We start from the raw sequence: 23,766 nt of genomic DNA, 5'->3' as shown, positions 1-23,766 counted from the left end.
GGCATGGTCACATTCGTTGGTGTCAACGTGACGGAGCGCGCGCCGCGTGCGGGCGCCTACGGGACGGGGGAAGTGGCATGGGTCTGCTGAGGGGCGCCCGCGAGCGCTGGATCCGCACGGGCGGGATCGAGCTGTGCGTCGCCGAGACGGGTGACCCGCAGCGGCCGACCGTGGTGCTGGTGCACGGCTACCCGGACTCGAAGGAGGTGTGGTCCGAGGTCGCCCTGCGGCTGGCCGACCGGTTCCACGTCGTCCTGTACGACGTGCGGGGGCACGGCCGGTCGACGGCTCCGGTGCCGCTGCGCGGCGGTTTCACGCTGGAGAAGCTGACGGACGACTTCCTGGCGGTCGCGGACGCGGTCAGCCCGGACCGCCCGGTGCACCTGGTGGGGCACGACTGGGGGTCGGTGCAGGGGTGGGAGTTCGCCACGGTCAGGCGGACCGAGGGCCGGATCGCCTCGTTCACGTCGGTGTCGGGGCCGTCCCTGGACCACTTCGGCCACTGGATCAAGGAGCGGGTGGGGCGCCCGACACCGCGCCGGGTGGGCCAGCTGCTCGGGCAGGGCGCCCGGTCCTGGTACGTCTACCTGCTGCACACGCCCGTGCTGCCGGAGCTCGCCTGGCGCGGGCCCCTCGGCAGGCGGTGGCCGGACCTCCTGCGCCGGGTCGAGAAGGTGTCCGTGGAGGGGTACCCGACCGGGTCCCTGCCGTCGGACGCGGCGCACGGCGCGTGGCTGTACCGGGACAACGTCCGCTCCCGGATGCGGCGTCCCCGCCCGGACGCGCACGCGCACGTGCCGGTGCAGCTGATCACGCCGACCGGGGACGCGTTCCTGTCGGAGCGGCTGTACGACGACCTGCCCCGGTGGGCGCCGCGGCTGGTGCGGCGCACGCTGCCGGCGAAGCACTGGGTGCCGCGCACGCGTCCGGACCAGCTGTCCGCGTGGATCGCCGAGTTCGTGACGGCGCACGAGGGGGAGGGCGCCGGGGTGCCGCCCGCCGTGGTGTCGGGGCGGCGGTACGCCGACCGGTTCGGCGGGCAGCTGGTGCTGGTGACGGGTGCGGCGAGCGGCATCGGGCGGGCGACGGCCCTGGCGTTCGCCGAGGTCGGGGCACGGGTGGTGGCCGTCGACCGGGACGCGGAGGGCGCGGCGCGCACGGCGGAGCGGGCGCTGCGGCTCGGGGCGCCCGGCGCGTGGCCGGAGGCGGTGGACGTGAGCGACGAGCAGGCGATGGAGAAGCTCGCCGCGCGGGTCGCCGCCGCGCACGGCACGGTGGACGTGCTGGTGAACAACGCCGGGATCGGCCTGTCGGGGTCGTTCTTCGACACCACGGCGGACGACTGGCGGAAGGTCCTCGACGTCAACCTGTGGGGCGTCATCCACGGCTGTCGGGTCTTCGGGCGGCAGATGGTGGAGCGCGGGCAGGGCGGCCACATCGTGAACACGGCGTCGGCGGCCGCGTTCCAGCCCACCAGGCTGCTGCCCGCGTACGGCACGTCGAAGGCGGCGGTGCTGATGCTCAGCGAGTCCCTGCGGGCCGAGCTGGCCGGGCGGGGCGTCGGCGTCACGGCGGTCTGCCCCGGCTTCGTGAACACGGGCATCACGTCGACGGCGCGCTTCACCGGGGTGTCGCAGGCGGAGGAGGGCCGGCTGCGCGAGCGCACGGCGCGGAGGTACGCGCTGCGGAACTACCCGCCGGAGAAGGTCGCCGCCGCGATCCTGCGGGCGGTCGTGGAGAACCGGGCGATGGTGCCGGTGACCCCGGAGGCCCGGGTCGCGCACCTGCTGTCCCGCGTCGCGCCGGGCGCGCTGCGGGCCGTGGCCAGGGTGTCGCCGCCGCTGTGAGCGGGCCGGCGCCGCGGCCGTACCATCCCTGGCGGGACGGCCCGGGGCAGTGGGGAGCGAACGTGTCCGAGCAGCCGGCCGGCCGGAGCCCGGCGGTCGAGTACCGGATCGAGGACCTGGCGCACCTCAGCGGCGCCACGGTCCGGACGATCCGCGCCTACCAGGACCGCGGCCTGCTGCCGCGACCCGAGCGGCGCGGCCGGTCCAACGTGTACGGGGAAGCGCACCTGGCGCGGCTGCGGCAGATCGCCGACCTGCTCGACCGGGGCTACACCCTGGCCTCCATCAAGGAACTGCTGGAGGCCTGGGACACCGGCCGGGGCCTGGGCGGCGTGCTGGGCCTGGTCGCCGAGGTGGCCGGGCCGTGGACCGACGAGCAGGCCGACCGCGTCACGCGCGCGCAGCTGGACGCCGCGTTCGGCGGCACCCCCGACGAGCGGGCCGTGGAGGAGGCCGTCGAGCTGGGCGTACTGGAACGGGTGCCGGGCAGGGACGACGAGTTCCTGGTGCCGAGCCCGCAGGAGCTGGCGGTGGCGGTGGAGCTGTACGCGGCGGGGGTGCCGCTGCTCGCCGTCGCCGGTCACCTGCGGGAGCTGCGGACCCAGGTGGAGCACATCGCCTCGCGGTTCCTGGAGTTCACCACCGAGCACGTCTTCGCCCGCTACCTCGGCCACCGGCCGCCGACGGACGCGGACGCGGCCGGGGCGGCGGTCCTGGTACGGCGGCTGCGCCCGCTCGCCCGGCAGGCGGTGGACGCCGAACTCGCCCGCGCCATGCGGATCCTCGCCGACCGCCACCTGCGGCGGCACCTCTCCCCGGGCGGCCCGCAGGAGCGGGGCGAGGAGCCGCGCGCGGTCGTCCTGCCCGCCGCGACGGTCCGGGCGGTGCACGGTCTGGTCGGCACGGAGAACGCGTCGGCGTTCATCGCGGCGGCCGCCGAACGGGAGGTGCGGGCGAGGACGTTGGACGCGCTCACCGCCCAGGCCCGGGAGGGCTCCGCGGGCGTCCCGGAAGCCTGAGGGGAGCGCCGGGGAGCCCGCATGGGGGCGGCGACGCCCGGGGGGAGGGCCCAGGGGGTCCGGAGAGGAAGACCCAAGGCGCCCGGAGGGCGGGCCGGTTGTCCACAGAATCGTCAAAAACCCTGTGGATAAGTGCAGTTGGTTGTGGACCAAACCTGCTCCGCCGTTTTTCTGTGGCAGGACGGGCGTGATCCCTGCCACGCTCTCCCCATGGACGAAAGACGCACCGTGAAGGTGTCGAAGTACCTCTCACGGCATCTGCGCCACCAGCCCGAGCGGATCGGCCTCGTCCTCGACCCGCAGGGCTGGGTCGCCGTCGACGAGCTGCTGCGGGCCATGGACCGGCACGGCATGCCGGTCAGCCGCGCCGAGCTGGAGCACGTCGTCGCGACGAACGACAAGCGGCGCTTCGCCGTCGACGGCGACCGCATCCGGGCGAGCCAGGGCCACACCGTCGACGTGGACCTCGGCCTGCCGCCCGCCACCCCGCCCGCGCACCTCCACCACGGCACCGTCGCCCCGTGCCTGGGCGCGATCCGGGCCGAGGGCCTGCGCCCCATGAACCGCCACCACGTCCACCTCTCCCCCGACCGGGAGACCGCGTCGCGGGTCGGGGCCCGGCGGGGCCGGCCGGTCGTCCTCACCGTGGAGGCCGGCGCCATGCACGACGACGGCCACGTCTTCCACGTCAGCGCCAACGGCGTCTGGCTCACGGACGCCGTACCCCCGCGCTACCTGCGGTTCCCGGGGTGATCACGGCGACCCGCGTTCGGCCGGGGCCGTAGGCTCGGGGCATGAGTCTGCGCCTGAGCACCGTGGTCCTGCCCGTCCGCCGCTGGCACGAAGGGGGCCGCGACCAGTGGACGCGCGCCGAGGAGCTGGGCTTCCACGCCGCGTACACGTACGACCACCTGTCCTGGCGGACCTTCCGCGACGGACCCTGGTTCGGCGCGGTGCCGACGCTGACGGCCGCGGCGGCGGCCACCCGCCGGATGCGCCTGGGCACGCTGGTCACCTCGCCGAACTTCCGCCACCCGGTCACCCTCGCCAAGGAGCTGATCTCCCTGGACGACGTCTCCGGCGGCCGGATCACCCTCGGCATCGGCGCGGGCGGCAACGGCTTCGACGCGACGGCGCTCGGGCAGGAGGCGTGGACGCCGCGGGAGCGGGCGGACCGGTTCGCCGAGTTCGTGCCGCTGCTCGACCGGCTCCTCACCGAGGGGGCCGTCACCCACGAGGGCACCCACTACTCGGCGCACGAGGCGCGCAACGTCCCGGGCTGCGTCCAGCGCCCGCGGCTGCCGTTCGCCGTGGCGGCGACCGGCCCGCGCGGGATGCGGCTCGCCGCCCGGCACGGCCAGGCGTGGGTCACCACGGGGGACCCGAAGCTGTTCGAGACGGGCACGCCCGAGCAGTCCCTGGCGGCGCTCCGCGAGCAGCTCGGGAAGCTGGGCAAGGCGTGCGCCGAGGCCGGCCGGGACGCGGGGGAACCGGACAAGATCCTGCTGACCGGGTTCACCCCGGAGGCGAACGGCCTCCTGGAGTCCGTGGACGCCTTCGTGGACTTCGCCGGACGCCACGCCGAACTGGGTTTCGACGAGATCGTGGTGCACGCGCCCGTTCCCGATTCGGTGTTCGCCGCCGACGAGGCCGTCTTCGAGCGGATCGCCACCGAGGGGATCGCCCAGCTGGAGCGGTGAGCGGCAGCCCGGCCGGGTCATAGGTATCCCCCGTTTCCCCCGTTTCGCCTGGCGGTGGTCGAACGGCTCAAATGTGCGGCGTTTCGCACGTCCGTGCGCCGCGGGAGCGGCTCATCCGGGACAATGGGTACGTGACCTCACCGACGACCTTCCCCCACAGCCGTCCGATGTCGCAGCAGCGCCCGCGGATGATCGCCACCGATCTTGACGGAACGCTTCTGCGAGATGACAAGACCGTTTCGGACCGGACGGTCGCGGCGCTCGCCGCCGCCGAGGAGGCCGGGATCGAGGTCTTCTTCGTCACCGGGCGGCCCGCCCGCTGGATGGACGTCGTCAGCGAGCACGTCCACGGACACGGCCTGGCGATCTGCTCCAACGGGGCGGCCGTCGTCGACCTGCACGCCGGGCGGAGGATCGTCGAGGTGCGGCCGCTGGATCGGCGGACCGCGCGTGACGTCGTCGAGACCCTGCGCCGGGAGGCCCCCGGCACGGCCTTCGCGATGGAGTTCGCCGACGGCATCCGCCACGAGCCGGACTACCCGCCCCTCCACCTGGACGCCGCCGTCGCGGTCGGTCCCGCCGAGAAGCTGCTCCACGAGGACGTGCCCGGCTCCGGGACGCCGCTGCTGAAGCTGCTGGCCCTCCACCGCGACCTCACGCCCGACGGCTTCCTCGCCCTGGCCCGTACGGCCGCCGGGCACCGCGCCACCATCACGCGCTCCAGCCCCACCGCGCTGCTGGAGGTGAGCGGCCTCGGGGTCTCCAAGGCCAGCACGCTCGCCCTGTGCTGCGCCGAGCGCGGCATCTCGGCCGACGAGGTGGTGGCGTTCGGCGACATGCCCAACGACATCGAGATGCTCACCTGGGCGGGCAGGTCCTACGCCATGGGCAACGCCCACCCGGACGTCGTCGCCGCCGCCTCCGGCCGGACCGTCGCCAACGAGGAGGACGGCGTCGCCGCCGTGATCGAGGCCATCCTCGCCGACCGCTGAGTCACCGGGCCGACCCCGCGCGCCGCCGGGTCACCGCCTCGACCGGCCGCCCAGTTCGACGCCGTGTTCGCGCAGCCAGGGCAGCGGGTCGACGCCCGAGCCGAGGTGCGGGGTCAGGCGCACCTCGAAGTGCAGGTGGGGGCCGGTCGAGTTGCCGGTCGTCCCCGCCTGGCCGACCCACTGGCCGGCGGCGACCGGCTGGCCCGGCCCCACGGCGGTCGACGCCAGGTGCGCGTACTGCGAGTACCAGCCGTTCGTGTGCCGGACGACCACCTCGATCCCGAAGGCGCCCCCGCACGACACCGCGTGGACCCGCCCCGCCCCGATCGACCGCACGGGCGTACCGACGCCCACGGCGAAGTCCTGCCCCGTGTGCCGGTGCGCCCAGTACTTCCCCGTGCTGTCGAAACCGGCGGACAGCTCGTACCCGTCCGCCTCGGACACCGGCGCCACCCACGGCGCTCCCGCACCCCGCGCGCCGCCCGGCCGCTCCGGCCCCACCGCACCCCGCGCGCCGCCCGGCTGCTCCAGCCGCGCCGCGCCCCGGCAGCTGCCCGCCGCCACGCTCCGGTCCGCCACCGCCTGCAACCGCCACCGGGCCCGCTCCAGCCGCGCCTCCAGGTCCCGCTTCACCGCCGCGAGCCGCGCGTGGCGCGCCTCCAGGTCCCGCCAGGCCGTCCGGGCCCGGGCCACCGCCGCCTCCAGCAGCCGCTCGGCCCGGTCCGTGCGCCGCACCAGCCGGTCCACGGCCTGCCCCGCCTGCCGCGCCATCCGCGCGGCGCGCAGCGCGTCCTCCGGGTCGTCGGCGAGCAGCAGCCCCGCGGCCGGCGGCAGCGAACCGCCCGTCCGGTACTGGGCGCGGGCCACCTCCCCCGCCCGTCCGTGCAGGACGGCCAGGTGGCGCCGCTTGTCGTCCAGCTCCCCCTGGAGCCGAAGGGCACTGACCCGCTGCGCGGCCGCGGCGTGCCTTCCCCGTTCGTACGCCTCCGTGACCCGCGACGCCTCCGTGAGCAGCCGGGCCACCTCGGTGCTCACGGCCGGCACGTCCGGTCCGGCGGCCGGGACCGCGGCGGCGGGCAGCGAAAGGGCGATCAGGACGGCCGGCGCGAACAGCACCGACCCGGGCAGTGACCGTCGGCCGTGGGGGAGGCGCATCCTGGGATGGTGGCCCTTCGGCCCCGCCTTCCCCGGGATCTCGCCGCTCCGCCCGCCGCCGTACCGCCGACCGGTCTACGGCCGTACCGCCGACTGGCCCACGCCGTCCGCCGACCGGCCGACACCGGCACGGGGCCCTCCCCCGCGCCCGCACCGCGCCGTCCTACGCGCTCCTCGGCGCGGGCGGGTCCGCCGGTGCGCCGAGGTGGAGGTCCGCCGCGCGCTCCCGTTCCCGCATCCGCCGCAGCGGTCCCTCCGCGGCCACCAGCTCCGCGTAGGGGCCCCGCTGGACGACCCGGCCGCCCGCCAGGACCACGACCTCGTCGACGGCGTCGAGCCCGTGCAGCCGGTGCGTGATGAGGACCGTGGTGCGGCCGCGCGTCGCCCGCAGCAGGTCCTCGGTGAGCGCGTCGGCCGTGACCAGGTCGAGGTGCTCGGCGGGTTCGTCGAGGACGAGGACCGGGAAGTCCGCGAGGAGGGCACGGGCCAGGGCGAGCCGCTGCCGCTGCCCGCCGGAGAGCCTCGCGCCGTGCTCGCCGACCAGGGTGTCCAGGCCGTCCGGCAGCGCGTCGACCCAGTCCAGGAGCCGTGCCTCGGCCAGCGCCCGGCGCATCTCGTCGTCACCCGCCCCGGTCCTGGCCAGCCGCAGGTTCTCGCGGACGGTGCTGTCGAAGAGGTGGGCGTCCTGGGCGCACAGCCCGACGAACCGGCGTACGTCGTCCCCGTCGAGCGCCGTCGCGTCGGTGCCGCCGAGGCGGTACGTGCCGGCCCCGACCTCCACGAACCGCAGCAGCACCTGCGCCAGCGTCGTCTTGCCGGCCCCCGACGTGCCGACGACGGCGACCCGCCGCCCGGCCTCCAGGCGCAGGTCGAGCGAGACGAGGGCGTCCCGGTCCTGTCCGGGGTGCCGGGCCGTCACCCCGGACAGCTCCAGCGGGAACGGGCTCCCGGGCGCCGGGGCGGGCCGCTCCGGCTCCGTCACGGGGACGGGCGCGTCGAGCACCTCGAAGACCCGCTCGGCGCTGCGCCGCACCCGCTGGCGGTACTGCACGGCCGACGGCATCCCCGTCACGGCTTCGAACGCGGCGAGCGGGGTGAGCACGACGACCGCCAGGGCGACCCCGTCGAGCCGCCCCTCCCGCACCGCCTGGACCCCGACCAGCGCGGCCGCGGCCACGGTCAGCCCGGTGGCCAGCGCGATGAGCCCGCCGCCGAGCGCCGTCGCGGCGGACTGGCGCGCGGCGATCCGGGTGAGCACCCCGTCCGCCTCCCTGACCCGACCGACACGGTCACGCAGCGCACCGGCCACCGTCAGTTCGGCGCAACCGCGCAGCAGGTCGGTCACCCGGCCGGCGAGGACGCCGCGGGCGGGGGCGAGCCGCCGCTCGGCACGGCGGGCGACGGCACCGCCGAGCGCCGGAACGGCGACACCCGCCACGAGCAGGCCGACCGCGAGGACGGCACCCGACTCGGGCAGCAACCACGCCGTGAACCCGGCGGCGCCGGCACCGACCAGCAGCGCCGTACCGGCGGGCAGCAGCCAGCGGAGCCAGTAGTCCTGGAGGGCGTCCACGTCGGAGACGAGCCGCGACAGCAGGTCGCCGCGGTGGGTGCGGCGCAGCCCGGCCGGCGCGATGCGCTCCAGGCGCCGGTAGGCGGCCACCCGCAGATCGGCCAGCATGCGCAGGACGGCGTCGTGCGACACGAGCCGCTCGGCGTACCGGAACACCGCCCGGCCGATGCCGAAGGCCCGGGTCGCGGTGACGGCGACCATCAGGTGGAGGATCGGAGGCTGTTCGGAGGCCCGGGAGATCAGCCAGCCGGACACGGCCATGAGGCCGACGGCCGACGCGAGGGCGAGGCTGCCGAGCAGCAGCGCCAGTGCGAGGCGGCCGCGCAGCTCACCGGCCATCGCCCGGACCCGGGTGAGAGCGCGCCGCCCCGGCTCCGGTGTGGCGGGACCGGTCACGGTGTGCCCAGGCCGGGCCGCGGACTGGCCGCCGTACAGGCCGCCGACGACTCCGAAGGCGTCGTCGACCATGTCGGTGCCCGCGTCGATCACCGCCGGCCCCGCCACCGCGTCCCCGGCCTCCGTCCCCGCGCCGGTTCCCGGTACGGCCGGCGGGACCTTCGCCCCGGGGCGCAGCGCGACCACCCGGTCCGCCACGGCGAGCAGCGCGGGCCGGTGCACGACCAGGAGCACCGTCCGGCCGACGGCGAGCCGGCGCACCGCCTCCACGACGGCGGCCTCGGTCGCGCCGTCCAGCGCGGCGGTCGGCTCGTCGAGGAGCACCACCGGCCGGTCGGCGAGGAACGCCCGGGCCAGGGCGAGCCGCTGCCGCTGCCCGGCCGACAGGCCGGCGCCGTCCTCGCCGAGCACCGTGCCGACGCCGTCCGGCAGATCGGCGACGAAGTCGGCGCCCGCCTCCCGCAGCGCGCCCCGCACGGCGTCCTCGTCCGCGTCCGGCCTGGCCAGGCGCACGTTCTCGGCGATCGTCCCGGCGAACAGGTACGGCCGCTGCGGCACCCAGGCGACCCGTTCCCGCCACCGCTCCGGGTCCAGCGCCGCGACGTCCACGCCGCCCGCCCGTACGGTGCCCTCGTCCGGCGCGGTGAAGCCCAGCACCACGTCCAGCACCGTGGACTTGCCGACGCCGCTCGGCCCGACCAGGGCGACCGTCTCGCCCGGTTCGACCACGAGCGACGCCCGGTCCAGCGACGGCCCGGTGCGCCCCGCGTGCCGTACGGTCACCTCGTCCAGCTCGATCCGCGCCGGGCCTTCGGGCAGCACCTCCGTCCCGGCCTCCCGCACCGGGGCCTCCAGTACCGCGAAGACCTCCTCGGCGGCCGACAGCCCCTCCGCCGCGGCGTGGTACTGCGTGCCGACCTGGCGCAGCGGCAGGTACGCCTCGGGCGCGAGGATCAGGATGACCAGGCCGGTGTACAGGTCGAGGGTGCCGTGGACCAGGCGCGTGCCGATGCCGACGGCCACCAGCGCCACCGACAGGGTCGACAGCAGTTCCAGCGCGAAGGACGACAGGAAGGCGACCCGCAGGGTCCGGAGCGTCGCCCGCCGGTACTGCGCGGTGATGGAGCGGATCGACTCCGCCTGCGCCTTCGCCCGGCCGAACACCTTCAGGGTCGGCAGTCCGGCCACCACGTCGAGGAAGTGTCCCGACAGCCGGGACAGCAGCTTCCACTGGCGGTCCATGCGCGCCTGCGTGGCCCAGCCGATGAGGACCATGAAGATCGGGATCAGCGGCAGGGTGACCACGATGACGGCCGCCGACACCCAGTCCTCGGTGACGATGCGCGCGAGGACGGCCACCGGGACGACGACGGCGAGGCCCAGCTGGGGGAGGTAGCGGGCGAAGTAGTCGTCCAGCGCGTCCACGCCCCGTGTGGCCAGCGCCACCAGGGAGCCGGTCCGCCGGCCGCTCAGCCAGCCCGGCCCGAGCGCGGCCGCCCGCTCCAGCAGCCGGCCGCGCAGTTCGGACTTGACCGCCGCGCTCGCGCGGTGGGCGGCCAGTTCGGTCAGCCAGGACACCAGCCCGCGGCCCACGGCGACCGCGGCGAGCGACAGGAGCGGCGCGGAGAGGTCGTCGACGGCCATGCCGTGCCGGAAGGCGCCGACGACGACCTCGGCGACGAGCATCGCCTGGGCGACCACCAGCGCCGCTCCGACCAGGCCGAGGAGGACCACGGCCAGCAGGAAGACGCGGGTGGCGCGGGCGTGGCGGAGCAGTCGCGGGTCGATCGGTTTCACGTGAAACATCCCCTGCCGGTGGTACCTAGTGGGCGTCGGCGATGTGCTGCGTGCCGATGCGCTTGCGGAACACCCAGTAGGTCCAGCCCTGGTAGAGGAGGACGAGCGGGGTGGCGACCGCCGCGCACCAGGTCATGATCTTCAGGGTGTACGGGCTGGAGGACGCGTTGGTGACGGTCAGGCTCCAGTCCGGGTCCAGCGAGGACGGCATGACGTTCGGGAAGAGCGTCAGGAAGAGCATCGCGACCGTCGCGGCGATCGTGACGCCGGACAGCGCGAACGACCAGCCCTCGCGCCCCGCCCTGATGGCTCCGACCGCCCCGACGAGCGCGGCCGCGGCGACGGCCCCCGCGACCAGGCTCGTCCCGTCGCCGCGCGCCGACTGCGTCCAGACCAGGAAGCCGAGGGCGACGGCGGCGGTGACCAGGCCCAGGGTCCACGCCAGCTTCCTGGCCCGCACCCGGATGTCGCCGACGGTCTTGAGAGCGGTGAACACCGCCCCGTGGAAGGTGAAGAGGGCCAGGGTGGTCAGCCCGCCGAGCAGCGCGTACGGGTTGAACAGGTCGAAGAGGGTGCCGACGTACTCCTTCGACGCGTCGATCTCGACGCCCCGCACGATGTTGCCGAAGGCCACGCCCCACAGCGCCGCGGGGATGAGGGAGGTCCAGAAGATGGCCTGCTCCCAGTTGTGCTGCCAGCGGTGTTCGGGCCGCTTGGCCCGGTACTCGAAGGCGACGCCGCGCACGATCAGGCAGAGCAGGATGACGAGGAGCGGCAGGTAGAAGCCGGAGAAGAGGGTGGCGTACCAGTCCGGGAAGGCGGCGAAGGTGGCGCCGCCCGCGGTGAGCAGCCACACCTCGTTGCCGTCCCAGACGGGGCCGATGGTGTTGATGAGGACGCGCTTCTCGACCCGGTCGCGGGCGAGCAGCTTGGTGAGGACGCCGACGCCGAAGTCGAAGCCCTCCAGGAAGAAGTAGCCGGTCCACAGGACGGCGATGAGTACGAACCAGACGGTGTGGAGTTCCATGCCTCGCTCCCCTTCCTCAGTACGAGAAGGCCATGGGGCGGTCGGCGTCGCGGTCGTGGCCGCCGATCCTGGTGGGCGGGTTGAGATCGGCCTCGGTGAGCTCCGGGGGGCCGGCCTTGACGTACTTCACGAGCAGCTTGAACTCGATCACGGCGAGCACCGCGTAGAGCAGGGTGAAGGCGGTCATCGAGATCAGGACCTCGATCTGGGAGACGCCGGGGGAGACGGCGTCGCTGGTGCGGAAGACGCCGTACACGACCCAGGGCTGGCGGCCCGTCTCGGTGAAGATCCAGCCCCAGGAGTTGGCTATCAGCGGGAAGGCCAGCGTCCACAGGGCGACGAGCCAGTACAGCTTGGTCAGCCGGGGGCTGAGGGGCTTCTTCAGGAGGACGAGGTGCGGCACCTCTTCGTCGCCGACGCGCAGGGCCCGGGGCAGGAGGAACTTCTTGCGGGTCAGCCAGAGCCCGAGGAGGCCGAGCCCGAAGGAGGCCATGCCGAAGCCGATCATCCAGCGGAACGACCAGTAGGCGACGGGGATGTTGGGCCGGTAGTCGCCGGGGCCGTGCTTCTCCTGCTCGGCCTTGTTGGTGTCGTTGATGCCGGGTACGTACGAGGAGAAGTCGTCGTTGGCCAGGAAGGACAGCAGGCCCGGGATCTCGACGGCGACCTTGTTGTGGCCCTCGTCGACGTCGCCGTAGGCGAAGACGGAGAACGGGGCGGGGCCCTCGCCGTTCCACAGCGCCTCGGCGGCGGCCATCTTCATGGGCTGCTGCTTGAACATGACCTTGCCGAGCAGGTCGCCGCTGATCGCGGTCAGCATGCCCGCGACCACCACGGTGACCAGGCCGAGCCGCAGCGAGGTCTTCATCACCGGGACGTGCTTCCGCCGGGCCAGGTGGAAGGCGGCGATGCCGACCATGAACGCGCCGCCGGTCAGGAAGGCCGCGGTCATCGTGTGGAAGACCTGGGTGAGGGTGGTGTTCTGGCTCAGGACGGCCCAGAAGTCGGTCAGCTCGGCGCGCCCCGACTCCTTGTCGATCCGGTAACCGACCGGGTGCTGCATCCAGGAGTTGGCGGCCAGGATGAAGTAGGCGGAGAGGATGGTGCCCATCGACACCATCCATATGCAGGCGAGGTGGATGCGCTTCGGCAGCTTGTCCCAGCCGAAGATCCACAGCCCGATGAAGGTCGACTCGAAGAAGAACGCGATCAGCGCCTCGAAGGCGAGGGGCGCGCCGAAGACGTCACCGACGAACCGCGAGTAGTCCGACCAGTTCATCCCGAACTGGAACTCCTGCACGATGCCGGTGACCACACCCATCGCGATGTTGATCAGGAAGAGCTTGCCCCAGAACTTGGTGGCCCGGAGGTACTTCTCCTTGTCGGTGCGCACCCACGCGGTCTGGAGACCGGCGGTGAGCGCGGCGAGTGAGATGGTCAGGGGGACGAAGAGGAAGTGGTAGACGGTGGTGATCCCGAACTGCCACCGCGCCAGCGTCTCTGGCGCCAGAGCCAGGTCCACGACGATCTTCTCCTTACGGCCTAGCAGCCCTGCGGCCTCACAGCCCCACGGCCTTCCGTTCGCCCGCCGAATCCGGTTGATCTTGGGAGGAACCCGGCGCGCTTGTGAATGCGTTCACAATCACAAACATTATGACTCAGACGGAATCCGTAGCTTGACGCGGGGGGTCTCTCTCCCCCGAAACCTCAACACCCTGTTGAGTCCCAGCCATGCGGCACGCGTCTCCGGCGCGTCGGCCGAACGGCTCTGACCAGCGAGAACCCCCGCGAGCACGCGCCCGCGGGGGTTCTCCCGTCCTTCTCCACCACTCGTATCGAGCGGGAATGTCTCCTTCGCCACACCCGCCGACACCACACCGGAGGCCCGGCGTCCACCGGGTCGTCGGGCCCGGCGCGCGGCCTCCGGGTGGAGGGCGGCGCGCCGGCCCCGCCGTACGGGCCGGCGCCCCCGGCCCTGACCGGTATCGGTCCCCGGCCCGGACGCCGGTCGGCGCCGGGTCCGGTCAGCGACGGTCGGAACCGGTCAGAACTTCTCCTTGTAGAACGTCTCGGCCGTCCGCAGGAAGATGTCGTTCGCCTCGACCTCGCCGATCGTGACCCGGACCCCGTCGGGCGCGAACGGCCGCACGACCACGCCCGCCGCCTCGCAGGCGGCGGCGAACTCGCCGGAGAGCTCGCCGAGCGGCAGCCACACGAAGTTGGCCTGCGTCACGGGCAGCCGCCAGCCCTGGGCCGCCAGCGCCTCGACCACCCGCGTGCGCTCGCACACCAGCGAGCCGACCCGGCCCAGCAGCTCGTCCTCGGCGCGCAGCGAGGCCACCGCCGCGTCCTGCGCGATCTGCGTGACGCCGAACGGCACGGCCGTCTTCCGCAGGGCCGCCGCCACCGGCTCGTGGGCGATCGCGAAACCGATCCGCATGCCCGCCAGGCCGTACGCCTTGGAAAAGGTGCGCAGCACCGCGACGTTCGGCCGGTCCCGGTAGAGCTCGATGCCGTCGGGCACCTCCTTGTCCCGGATGAACTCGATGTACGCCTCGTCGAGGACGATCAGGATGTCCGACGGCACCCGGTCCAGGAACCGCTCCAGCTCCGCCCGGCGCACCACCGTGCCCGTGGGGTTGTTGGGGTTGCAGACGAAGATCAGGCGCGTGCGCTCGGTGATCGCCTCGGCCATCGCGTCCAGGTCGTGCACGCCCTCCTCGGTGAGGGGGACCAGGACCGGCGTGGCACCCGCGATCTGCGTGACGATGGGGTACGCCTCGAAGGACCGCCAGGCGAACATCACCTCGTCGCCGGGGCCGGCCGTGGACTGCACCAGGGACTGGGCGATCCCGACGGAGCCCGTGCCGGTCGCCAGGTGGGTCACCGGCACCCCGAAGCGCTCGGACAGCTCGTTCATCAGGGCGGTGCACGCCAGGTCCGGGTAGCGGTTGAGGTCCGCCGCCGCGGCCAGCGCCTTCTCCATGACGCCCGGGAGCGGCGGGTAGGGGTTCTCGTTGGAGGACAGCTTGTACGCAACGCGGCCCTCGGCGGCGGTGGCCGGCTTCCCCGGCTTGTAGGTGGGGATGTTGTCCAGCACGGCGCGCAGCTTGGGGCTTGTCTCGCTCACTGTGGTCCTCCTCGACCGTATGTGCACCATGGATACTGCACACCTTATGAGGATTCCGCGTCCCTGCGAATGGCCGAACGACGCCAATGCGCGGGAGGCCGCGAAGGAGGGGCCGGATCCTGTGCCCCAGCGCCGTGGGGGCGCGCGGCGCACTGGCGCGAGCGGGTGGCTCGCGCCGTAGCGCGCGTCCCCCGTAGAGGTGAGTTGCACGCTTCCCGCCACCTCGCCCAGCGGCCTGGCCTATGCGCGTGGACAACCGGCCACTCGCCGAAAAACCCGCCAACATCCTTGAGTTTCAATGCTGTTGGTCGCTTTCGACCTTGCAGAAACGTGCCTGTCAACGCCGGATCACCGGACCGCCGCAGCCCGCCGCCATCCCCCTACTATCGGCACGCCATGACAGCAGCAGGGAAGCACCAGGTGAGCCGGGCACAGACCCGGGGGAACCGGCAGGGGCGCGCGGGCATCCGGGACGTGGCCGCCGCGGCCGGCGTCTCCATCACGACTGTCTCCGACGCGCTCAACGGCAAGGGCCGGCTCCCGGACGCCACCCGCCGCCACGTCCGCGAGGTGGCCGACCGGCTGGGCTACCGGCCCTCCGCGGCCGCCCGCACGCTCCGTACCGGCAAGTCGGGCCTCATCGGCCTGACCGTGACGACCTACGGGGATGAACCTTTCACCTTCACCGAGTTCGCGTACTTCGCCGAGATGGCCAGAGCGGCCACCTCCGCCGCGCTCGCCCGCGGCTACGCCCTCGTCATCCTGCCCGCCACCTCACGCCGCAGCCCGGCCGACATCTGGTCGAACGTGGCCCTCGACGGCACGGTCGTGATCGACCCGTCCGACCACGACCCCGTCGTCACCGAGCTCGTCCGCCAGGGCCTGCCCGTCGTCTCGGACGGCCGCCCCGCCGGCTCGCTCCCGGTGACCGCCTGGGTCGACAACGACCACGAGGCGGCCGTCCTCGGTCTCCTCGATCACCTCGCCGAGGCCGGCGCCCGCCGGATCGGCCTGCTCACCGGCACCACCACCGACACGTACACGCGGCTGTCCACCACCGCGTACCTCGACTGGTGCACGCGCGTCGGCCAGGACCCCGTGTACGAGGCGTACCCGGCCCACGACCCGTGCGCCGGCGCCATCGCCGCCGACCGGCTGCTGGCCCGCCCCGACCGCCCGGACGCCGTGTACGGGTTGTTCGACCCGAACGGTACGGACCTGCTGGCCGCGGCACGGCGGTACGGGCTGCGCGTTCCCGAGGACCTGCTGCTCGTCTGCTGCAGCGAGTCGACCGTGTACGCCACGACCGAGCCGCCGATCACCACCCTGTCGCTCAAGCCGCGCCGCATCGGCACCGCCGTCGTCCAGTTGCTCATCGACGCGATCGAGGGGATCGAACACGACCGGCCGGTCGGACAGGTCATACCGACGGAACTCATCGTCCGGACGTCGTCGCAGCGCAGGCCGCCGCGCACGACGGTCAGTCCGCCACGCCAACCGCGCCAGGAGTAGGACACCTCCGGCCGGTCCCGGACAGAACCGGGCAGAAACCCACGAGGGGCCGGCGGAATCCCGGCAACGCCCTGACGGGAAGCCGGCTTTCCCCGGTCCAGACCTTCACAATTGGGGCGAAACCTCCGGCGAACCGGGCGTGCTCCCTGATTCACCACCCCTGGTGCGTCACACAGCACAAGCCTCATTCCTATGATGGGCGCACGACAGCGCGGGCCGCCCCGACCAGGCCGGTCCGCGATGTGAGGGCGTCGCGACGGTGGTGGAGGGGTCGATGACTCAGGGGGCCGGTCAGGGACCCGTGGTGCGGACGGCGACGTTGCGTGACTTCCGCGTACCGCCGTACGCCCAGGTGCCCGTACAGGGTCATTCCGAACATCCGCAGCCGCAGCAGCCCCGGCAGCCCGCTCCGCGGCATCCGGCACAGCCGCAGCAGCCGCCGCAGGCATCCGAGCCGCGCGTCCCCCAGCAGGCGCACCCGCACCAGGCGCAGCCCCCGCTCCCCCCGGTGCCGGCGTCCCAGCCCCCGGCGGCGCACCTGCCGCACCCGGGCAACGCGTTCCCCGACGACGAGTACCCGGACGGGTACACGCCGACCGAGCGCGACCTGCCGGTGATCAACCGGGGTGACACGCTCCAGGTCTCCGTCACCGCGCCGCCCGACCCGGCCTCCGCGGCGCCGCTCGTCGGGCAGGGCCCCGGCCCCGGCCCGCTGTACGTCGTGGGCGACGTCCACGGCTACCTCGACGAACTCCTGGTCGCCCTGCGCGAGCAGGGTCTCGTCGACGCGGACGGCCGCTGGGCGGCCGGCAACACCCGCCTGTGGTTCCTCGGCGACTTCACGGACCGCGGTCCGGACGGCATCGGCGTCATCGACCTCGTCATGCGGCTCTCCGCGGAGGCGGCGGCCGCGGGCGGCTACTGCAAGGCCCTGATGGGCAACCACGAACTGCTGCTGCTCGGCGCGAAGCGGTTCGGCGACACACCCGTGAACTCCGGGGCCGGAACGGCCACCTTCCAGGCCGCCTGGCTGCTCAACGGCGGCCAGAAGAGCGACATGGACCGCCTCCAGGACGTCCACCTCCAGTGGATGTCCCGCCTCGACGCGATCGTCGAGCAGGACGACCACCTGCTGCTGCACTCCGACACCACGGCGTACCTGGAGTACGGCGACACGATCGAGGACGTGAACGACACCGTCCACGAGATCCTCACCCGCAACGACGCCGACGAGTGCTGGGACCTGTTCCGCAAGTTCACCAAGCGGTTCGCGTTCCGCGACGAGGGCGGCGCCAACGCCGCACGCGAACTGCTCGCGACGTACGGCGGCCGGCGCGTCGTCCACGGTCACAGCCCCATTCCGTACCTGCTGGGCGAGGTCGGCACCGAGGACGCGGACGGCGAGAGCACCGGCCCCGTCGTCGAAGGCCCCCACGTGTACGCGGACGGCCTCGCCATCGCCATGGACGGTGGCGTGACCATGGCCGGGAAGCTGCTCGTCCAGCAGCTACCGCTACCTCACTGAGCGCATCCGAAACAGGCGAATTCCGGAAACCCCTGTCACCCCTCGGTGTGCCGGCTCTACCATCGGCGTTCCCAACTGCCGTTTCTCCGCGGGCTTCCACGCCCCACGGGAGTATCGGGGGACGCACCATGAAGAGGGCTCCGCACCTGCTGCCCGAGGACCGCGCCGACTACGAGCGCCTCCTCGACGAGGCGCTGCGCACCGTGCACGACCGACCGGACCTGGTGGCCGTCGGCCGTCGGCTCGACACCCACCAGCTCCGCACCATGGCCCTCGGCGCCGCGGCCCTGATCAGCGCGGCCGCCGCGACCGAGTACGAGCACTTCGTGCGCGTGCGGGAGGAGCGGCGCAGACCCCCGGGGGCGTCCGTGATGGCCTCCGTCCTCGGCGGCCCCGGCGACGAGACCACGCCCGGCGCCGGGCTGGGCGTCGTCGTCACCGTCCTGACGCCGGTCCTGGCCGGCACCGCGGCGCTCGTCCTCCTGCTCACGGGGTACGTGCTGAAGATGCTCGACCCGCCGCCGGACGTCACCGACCCGCTGCTCACCGCCGGCTGGTTCTTCGCCGCCGTCGCCGCCGTCGGCCTCCTGGTGGCGGCCGCCGGGCTGCTGGTCACCGCCCTGCGCAACCGCCCCGTGGAGACGCCCGGGCCGCGGGGACCTGGCGGGGACCCGCCCGACGAGGTCTCCCGCGCGCGGGAGGCCTGGCGCCGCGCCCTGCTGGAACGCGGCATCCTGCCCTTCCTGCGTGAAGCGCTGGCCGAACCGGGCGGCGCGTCCGCATCCGCCCCCGAGCCACCGCGCTCGCTCCCCCCGTCACCGCGCCCCCGGCCGCCGGGCGCCGACCTCACCGGCCCCGGCCTCGCCCGGCCGGAGCCCGGCACGGAATGACCGGCCGCTCCGGCCCGCGGCTCCCGGGGAGCCGCGGGCCGGAGCGGCCGGCGACCGGATCGGCGGGCTCCCCGGTCAGTCCGCCAGCGGCAGGTAGACGCGGTTGCCCGCGGCGGCGAACTCCTTGGACTTCTCCTCCATCCCGGCCTGGATCTCCTCCTGCCGGAGATCGCCGCCGTGCTCCCGCCGGATGTCCTGGGAGATCTTCATCGAGCAGAACTTCGGCCCGCACATCGAGCAGAAGTGCGCGGTCTTGGCGGGCTCCGCCGGCAGCGTCTCGTCGTGGAACTCGCGCGCCGTGTCCGGGTCGAGGGCCAGGTTGAACTGGTCCTCCCAGCGGAACTCGAACCGCGCGTCCGACAGCGCGTCGTCCCACTCCTGCGCACCCGGGTGGCCCTTGGCCAGGTCCGCCGCGTGCGCCGCGATCTTGTACGTGATGACACCGGTCTTCACGTCGTCGCGGTTCGGCAGGCCCAGGTGCTCCTTGGGCGTGACGTAGCAGAGCATCGCGGTGCCCCACCAGGCGATCATCGCCGCGCCGATGCCGGAGGTGATGTGGTCGTACGCCGGTGCCACGTCCGTGGTCAGCGGGCCGAGCGTGTAGAACGGCGCCTCCTCGCAGATCTCCTGCTGGAGGTCGATGTTCTCCTTGATCTTGTGCATCGGGACGTGGCCCGGGCCTTCGATCATCGTCTGCACGTCGTGCGCCTTGGCGATCCGGTTGAGCTCGCCCAGCGTGCGCAGCTCCGCGAACTGCGCCTCGTCGTTGGCGTCGGCGATCGAACCGGGCCGCAGGCCGTCACCGAGCGAGAACGTCACGTCGTACGCGGCGAGGATCTCGCAGAGCTCCTCGAAGTTCTCGTACAGGAAGGACTCCTTGTGGTGCGCCAGGCACCACGCGGCCATGATCGAGCCGCCGCGCGAGACGATGCCGGTCTTGCGGCGGGCCGTCAGGGGCACGTACCGCAGCAGCACGCCCGCGTGGACGGTCATGTAGTCGACGCCCTGCTCGGCCTGCTCGATGACGGTGTCCTTGTAGATCTCCCAGGTCAGCTCCTCGGCCTTGCCGTCGACCTTCTCCAGCGCCTGGTAGAGCGGCACGGTGCCGATCGGCACGGGGGAGTTGCGCAGCACCCACTCGCGGGTGGTGTGGATGTTGCGGCCCGTGGAGAGGTCCATGACCGTGTCGGCACCCCAGCGGGTCGCCCAGGTCATCTTCTCCACCTCCTCCTCGATGGAGGAGGTGACCGCGGAGTTGCCGATGTTCGCGTTGACCTTCACCAGGAACCGCTTGCCGATGATCATCGGCTCGATCTCCGGGTGGTTGACGTTGGCGGGCAGTACGGCCCGGCCCGCCGCGATCTCCTCCCGCACGACCTCCGGTGACACGTTCTCGCGGACCGCGACGTACTCCATCTCCGGCGTGACCTCGCCCCGGCGGGCGTACGCGAGCTGCGTCACCGCCTGCCCGTCCCGGCCGCGCCGCGGCAGGCGCGGGCGTCCGGGGAAGACGGCGTCGAGGTTGCGCAGCCCCCCGCGCGGCGAGGTGTGCTTGATGCCGTCGTCCTCCGGGCGGACGGGGCGGCCGGTGTACTCCTCGGTGTCGCCGCGCGCGATGATCCAGTTCTCCCGGAGGGCCGGGAGTCCGCGGCGTACGTCGGTCTCGACGTTCGGGTCGGTGTACGGCCCGGACGTGTCGTACAGGGTGACGTCCTTGCCGTTGGTGAGATGCACCTTCCGGACCGGCACCCGGATGTCGGGGCGCGAGCCCTCGACGTATCCCTTGTGCCAGCCGATGGACTTCCCGCTCTCCTCGGTGCTGGAGGCAGGCGTGCGTGCGTCCTGAACGGTCATCCTGACCTACTCCCTACGCCGGCATTACCCGGTAACAGGTTCGGCGGTCGACGCAGCGGCTTCCGTCGGCGATGTTTCACATGAAACATCGCGGGGACGGAGGTCAGCGCCCTCTCAGCCCGGTGCTCCGAGCTCCCGCGTGTGCAAAGGTGCCACCACGCTAGCGTCCTTCCGGCCACGCTGAACAGAGGGCCCCTGTCGTTCTTGCGATGATCGGTCGGTGACTTCCTCGCATCAGCACCCGGAAAACGGGTCGGGACACGGCCCCCAGCACGGTCCCGGGCACCACCCGGACCCCGAAGCGCTCGCTCATGTCCACGCACATGCCCACGGGCCGGCCGCGCCCGTCTCCAAGCATCTGCGCAAGGTCATCGCCGCAGTGCTGATCCCCTTCGCCACGGCGGTACTCGTCGGCCTCGCGGTGCTGTGGCCGGGCGGCGCCCCGGCGCACGAACGCACCGGCGTCGGCTTCGACCGGCAGACCGAGACGGGCCAGGTCGTCCGCGTCGAGCAGGTCGACTGCAAGGACGTGAACGCCGCCCAGGTCCCGCCCACCGGTGACACCAGCACGCCGCAGGGACGGGAGGCGGTCAACGCCCAGCAGGGGCAGTGCAAGCGCGCGACCATCGAGGTGACCAGCGGTCAGAACAAGGGGCGGCGGTTCACCGAGATCGTCCAGCCGGACGCGCCGCGGCAGTTGGAGCAGGGCCAGGGCGTGGTCGTGGCGTACGCGCCGGACGCCCCGGAGGACCTCCAGTACTCGGTGACGGACGTCGACCGGAAGTTCCCGCTGCTGCTGCTGTCGGTGGTCTTCGCCCTGGCGGTGGTGGCGGTGGGCCGGCTGCGCGGCATGATGGCGCTGATCGCGCTCGGCACCAGTTTCGTCTTCCTGACCTTCTTCATCCTGCCGGCGATCCTCCAGGGGTCGAACCCGCTGGTCGTGGCGGTGGTCGGGTCGAGCGCGATCATGCTCATCGCGCTGTACCTGAGCCACGGGCTGAGCGCCCGCACGTCGGTCGCGGTACTCGGCACCCTGATCTCACTGCTGATCATCGGCCTGCTCGGCTCGCTGTTCATCGGCTGGGCGCGGCTGAGCGGCAACACCGACGACTACACGGGCCTGATCCACGGGCTGTACCCGGCCATCGACATGTCCGGCCTGCTGCTCGCCGGCGTCATCATCGGTTCGCTCGGTGTGCTCGACGACGTGACGGTCACCCAGACGTCGGCCGTGTGGGAGCTGCACCAGGCGGATCCGACGATGGGGCCGCGCGCGCTGTACCGGGCGGGCATCCGGATCGGGCGGGACCACATCGCCTCGGTGGTGAACACCCTGGTGCTGGCGTACGCGGGCGCGGCGCTGCCCTTGCTGCTGCTGTTCTCGATCGCGCAGAGCAGCGTGGGGACGGTGGCCAACAGCGAACTGGTGGCCCAGGAGATCGTCCGTACGCTGGTCGGCTCGATCGGGCTGGTGGCGTCGGTGCCGGTGACGACGGGTCTGGCGGCGCTGGTCGTCTCGGCGGACCGGCCCTCGACGGCGTCGGCCCCGGCGCGTGGGGGCCGGGGGCGCCGCCGCAAGAAGTAGCGGCGGACGGCCGCCGTCGGCAGGACGCGACGGACGGCCGCTCACCCGTCCGGGCCCGGCCTCCCCTCCCCCGGGGAGCCGGGCCCGCTCGTTCCACCGCACCGCTGACGTCTCCTCATCCGGCGTTCTCGTCGGCGAGGATGCGGCCGAGCACCTCGTCCAGACCCTCGTCGAAGTCCCCGAGCGAGCACTCCTGGCCCAGGGGCACCAGTTTGTCGGTGCGGTCGAGGAAGGCGACGAGAGGCGGCGCGCTGGCCCGGAACAGCGCCTGATCGACGCCGACGCGCAGCCGGATGTGGACGTCGGAGAGCTCCTCGGCCTCGGACGGCTCGATCCGCACATCCCCGTCACCGGTGGCGCCGTTGATCCCGTCGACGAGCAGCTCACGCCCGAAGGTCCAGGTCACCGGCGCGTCACCGGGCAGGTGGAACGTCATCCGGACCGCGAAGGGGTCCCTGGTCTCGTACCCGAGCTCGACCGGGATCCTGAAGGAGAGCTCCTCCGAGACGATGAAGCTCATCAGGACCTCGGCCTGAACCGACTCGCGCATCACGTACCCCGCTGTAGATGAATGTCTCGATGCAGTTCTGAAAGCAGTAGCCACGACAAAACTGGCCAGGATTGATCCGTCCTGGCCCTCTTGACGTAATGCTCCTGTACGCGCTATCAGATCACAAGGAGTGATTTTTCAGATACTGATAGAGATGGCGAGCGACCGGAGGAACTCCCCGATCTCATTGCGCAGTCGCTCCACTTCGGGAAGCACGTTTTCATCCCGCACCAGGGATACGGAAATGGCCGTGGCAAGGGATTTTCCCGGGTGGTCGGCCCACTCGTCGAGGGTGGGGGCGGTCATCGCGGCGGGGTGGTCGGAGACGGCCACGACTTCGATCGCGCCGTCCCGGTAGACGGCGAAGCAGACGGGGACGCCGAGCGTGTCCCGCCAGCGCGCCAGGGATTCCTCGATCTTGCTGCGACGATTCTGCAGCGAGCTCGCCGCGGCCAGCCGCCTGGCGGCCTCGCCCAGGGTGAACAGCCCTTTCTCCCGCACCAGATAGCCCTCGTGGGTGAGGGTGCGCAGCAGGTGGTAGGCCGTGGCCAGCGGCAGCCCGGTCTCGCGCGCGAGCTGCTTGGCCGGGGCCCCGCCCTCGTGGGAGCCGACGGCCTCCAGCAGTCGGAGAGCCCGCTGCACCGAGCCGATCAGAGTCGGGACAGTGGAAGTCGAAGCCATGACCGAAGGTCACCCCCAGGGCATGTTGCCCACGAGCGGTCGCCGCTGGCACCGCCGTATGCATCTGCGTGTTCGCATAACACGCGGCATACAGTCGCAACAGTCGTACAAACCGCTGGTAAGGCGTTCAGTCAGCCCCTGGATAAAAGGGGCGCGGAAGCTCTGCCACTCTAATGGCAGACTCCGTTCGGGGGTGGATTCCGCCGGGGCCGTTCCCCCGGCCGGGCTAATGGCCGGGCCGGATCACCAGCCGTCGTGTGCGGACGGCGACGATCCCTTGAACTTCCGCACGGCGTACACCAGCCCGCCGACGAGGGCGACGAAGACCAGCGCCTTGAACAGCAGGCTGACCACGAAGTAGACCGCGGTCGCGATCAGGCTGCCGAAGACGACGACGGCGATCACGGGTATCGCCACCCACTTCACCCACCACGGCAGTCCCGTCAGAAGTCCCCTTACCGCCATCGCCCTGCCTCGTCTCTCTGCGTCGCAACGGTGAACGCCTCCGATGCTAGGGGCGTGGAGGTTCCCGG

18 protein-coding genes are annotated in these 23,766 nt (G+C 72.8%); 9 read left to right on the top strand and 9 right to left on the bottom strand.

Going from position 1 to position 23,766, the window contains the following annotated elements:
• The first annotated feature begins 77 nt into the window (after positions 1 to 77).
• The 5 genes from IE106_RS16320 (at position 78) to IE106_RS16300 (ending at position 5,558) form a co-directional block, all read left to right on the top strand.
• Complete coding sequence (locus IE106_RS16320) at positions 78 to 1,847, top strand: SDR family oxidoreductase (RefSeq protein ID WP_189534561.1); 1,770 nt, start codon at positions 78 to 80, stop codon at positions 1,845 to 1,847.
• Positions 1,848 to 1,909: 62 nt separating this feature from the next.
• Positions 1,910 to 2,866: a MerR family transcriptional regulator gene (locus IE106_RS16315; protein WP_189534558.1), complete on the top strand. Its 957-nt coding sequence runs from the start codon at positions 1,910 to 1,912 to the stop codon at positions 2,864 to 2,866.
• Positions 2,867 to 3,076: 210 nt separating this feature from the next.
• Positions 3,077 to 3,619: an RNA 2'-phosphotransferase gene (locus IE106_RS16310; protein ID WP_189534556.1), complete on the top strand. Its 543-nt coding sequence runs from the start codon at positions 3,077 to 3,079 to the stop codon at positions 3,617 to 3,619.
• A gap of 41 nt (positions 3,620 to 3,660) precedes the next feature.
• Positions 3,661 to 4,566, top strand: a complete 906-nt coding sequence (locus IE106_RS16305) for an LLM class flavin-dependent oxidoreductase (RefSeq protein ID WP_189534554.1) — start codon at positions 3,661 to 3,663, stop codon at positions 4,564 to 4,566.
• Between the two features lie 167 nt (positions 4,567 to 4,733).
• On the top strand, positions 4,734 to 5,558 hold the full coding sequence (locus tag IE106_RS16300; protein ID WP_189535058.1) for an HAD family hydrolase: 825 nt from the start codon (positions 4,734 to 4,736) through the stop codon (positions 5,556 to 5,558).
• 30 nt (positions 5,559 to 5,588) lie between these two features.
• On the opposite strand, the gene IE106_RS30720 is transcribed toward IE106_RS16300, so the two are convergent.
• The 5 genes from IE106_RS30720 to hisC form a co-directional block, all read right to left on the bottom strand.
• Positions 5,589 to 6,713 carry a murein hydrolase activator EnvC family protein gene (locus tag IE106_RS30720; RefSeq protein ID WP_189534551.1) on the bottom strand — a complete coding sequence of 375 codons (1,125 nt, stop codon included), beginning with the start codon at positions 6,711 to 6,713 and terminating at the stop codon, positions 5,589 to 5,591.
• 163 nt (positions 6,714 to 6,876) lie between these two features.
• The gene (cydD, locus tag IE106_RS16290) at positions 6,877 to 10,479 is read right to left on the bottom strand and encodes a thiol reductant ABC exporter subunit CydD (RefSeq protein ID WP_189534549.1); all 3,603 of its coding nucleotides are present in this window, start codon (positions 10,477 to 10,479) and stop codon (positions 6,877 to 6,879) included.
• 25 nt (positions 10,480 to 10,504) lie between these two features.
• A complete protein-coding gene (gene cydB, locus IE106_RS16285; protein WP_189534547.1) occupies positions 10,505 to 11,506 on the bottom strand; it encodes a cytochrome d ubiquinol oxidase subunit II in 1,002 nt (333 codons plus the stop codon).
• 16 nt (positions 11,507 to 11,522) lie between these two features.
• Entirely contained in the window at positions 11,523 to 13,028 is a 1,506-nt protein-coding gene (locus IE106_RS16280; protein WP_189534545.1) for a cytochrome ubiquinol oxidase subunit I, read from the bottom strand.
• A gap of 522 nt (positions 13,029 to 13,550) precedes the next feature.
• Entirely contained in the window at positions 13,551 to 14,636 is a 1,086-nt protein-coding gene (gene hisC / locus IE106_RS16275) for a histidinol-phosphate transaminase (protein ID WP_229840492.1), read from the bottom strand.
• A 396-nt stretch (positions 14,637 to 15,032) separates the two neighbouring features.
• Between hisC and IE106_RS16270 the strand changes: the two genes are divergently transcribed.
• From IE106_RS16270 to IE106_RS16260, 3 genes are all read left to right on the top strand, one after another.
• On the top strand, positions 15,033 to 16,148 hold the full coding sequence (locus IE106_RS16270) for a LacI family DNA-binding transcriptional regulator (protein ID WP_189534540.1): 1,116 nt from the start codon (positions 15,033 to 15,035) through the stop codon (positions 16,146 to 16,148).
• 259 nt (positions 16,149 to 16,407) lie between these two features.
• The gene (locus IE106_RS16265) at positions 16,408 to 17,673 is read left to right on the top strand and encodes a metallophosphoesterase (RefSeq protein ID WP_373295949.1); all 1,266 of its coding nucleotides are present in this window, start codon (positions 16,408 to 16,410) and stop codon (positions 17,671 to 17,673) included.
• A gap of 128 nt (positions 17,674 to 17,801) precedes the next feature.
• Complete coding sequence (locus tag IE106_RS16260; RefSeq protein ID WP_189534536.1) at positions 17,802 to 18,563, top strand: hypothetical protein; 762 nt, start codon at positions 17,802 to 17,804, stop codon at positions 18,561 to 18,563.
• Positions 18,564 to 18,638: 75 nt separating this feature from the next.
• On the opposite strand, the gene thiC is transcribed toward IE106_RS16260, so the two are convergent.
• On the bottom strand, positions 18,639 to 20,417 hold the full coding sequence (thiC, locus tag IE106_RS16255; protein ID WP_229840490.1) for a phosphomethylpyrimidine synthase ThiC: 1,779 nt from the start codon (positions 20,415 to 20,417) through the stop codon (positions 18,639 to 18,641).
• A gap of 220 nt (positions 20,418 to 20,637) precedes the next feature.
• Between thiC and IE106_RS16250 the strand changes: the two genes are divergently transcribed.
• Positions 20,638 to 22,002 carry a YibE/F family protein gene (locus tag IE106_RS16250; RefSeq protein WP_189534534.1) on the top strand — a complete coding sequence of 455 codons (1,365 nt, stop codon included), beginning with the start codon at positions 20,638 to 20,640 and terminating at the stop codon, positions 22,000 to 22,002.
• A 115-nt stretch (positions 22,003 to 22,117) separates the two neighbouring features.
• On the opposite strand, the gene IE106_RS16245 is transcribed toward IE106_RS16250, so the two are convergent.
• The 3 genes from IE106_RS16245 to IE106_RS16235 form a co-directional block, all read right to left on the bottom strand.
• The gene (locus IE106_RS16245) at positions 22,118 to 22,552 is read right to left on the bottom strand and encodes an SsgA family sporulation/cell division regulator (RefSeq protein WP_189534532.1); all 435 of its coding nucleotides are present in this window, start codon (positions 22,550 to 22,552) and stop codon (positions 22,118 to 22,120) included.
• A 138-nt stretch (positions 22,553 to 22,690) separates the two neighbouring features.
• On the bottom strand, positions 22,691 to 23,233 hold the full coding sequence (locus IE106_RS16240; RefSeq protein WP_189534530.1) for a helix-turn-helix domain-containing protein: 543 nt from the start codon (positions 23,231 to 23,233) through the stop codon (positions 22,691 to 22,693).
• A 243-nt stretch (positions 23,234 to 23,476) separates the two neighbouring features.
• On the bottom strand, positions 23,477 to 23,698 hold the full coding sequence (locus IE106_RS16235) for a DUF5326 family protein (RefSeq protein WP_189534528.1): 222 nt from the start codon (positions 23,696 to 23,698) through the stop codon (positions 23,477 to 23,479).
• Positions 23,699 to 23,766 lie beyond the last annotated feature (68 nt).

The sequence above is a fragment of the Streptomyces roseolilacinus genome (genome assembly GCF_014649335.1).
Taxonomy (GTDB): Bacteria; Actinomycetota; Actinomycetes; order Streptomycetales; family Streptomycetaceae; genus Streptomyces; species Streptomyces roseolilacinus.
This window is presented reverse-complemented; position numbering and strand designations above follow the sequence as displayed.